The 260-nt window shown below is 59.2% G+C and carries 1 pseudogene; it reads left to right on the top strand.

Annotated features, from left to right (window positions below):
• Positions 1–85: 85 nt before the first annotated feature.
• Positions 86–260, top strand: a pseudogene (locus tag EKA13_RS27680) (murein hydrolase activator EnvC family protein); the annotation flags it as partial.

Raw genomic sequence — 260 nt, 5'->3', positions numbered from 1 at the left:
CCTCAAGGCAGTTGCCTTGAGGCGTTTTTTTTGCGGCGCGTGCCGGGCATACTAGGCCGGTCTCCCTCTTGGTATCGCCCTTCAGATGCTTCGCGCCCTGATCCTTCTAGCCCTGACCTGCCTGTTCAGCCCGGCCTTCGCCGATGAACGCGCACAAACCCAGCAGCAACTGGACGCTACGCGTCAGGATATTGCCGAGCTGAAAAAGCTCCTTGGCCAGTTGCAGCAGGAAAAATCCGGCGTGCAGAAAGACCTGCGCT

This window comes from Pseudomonas defluvii, assembly GCF_001695625.1.
Taxonomy (GTDB): domain Bacteria; phylum Pseudomonadota; class Gammaproteobacteria; order Pseudomonadales; family Pseudomonadaceae; genus Aquipseudomonas; species Aquipseudomonas defluvii.
The sequence above is the reverse complement of the archived record's forward strand: the minus strand, read 5'-3'. Positions and strand labels throughout refer to the sequence as shown.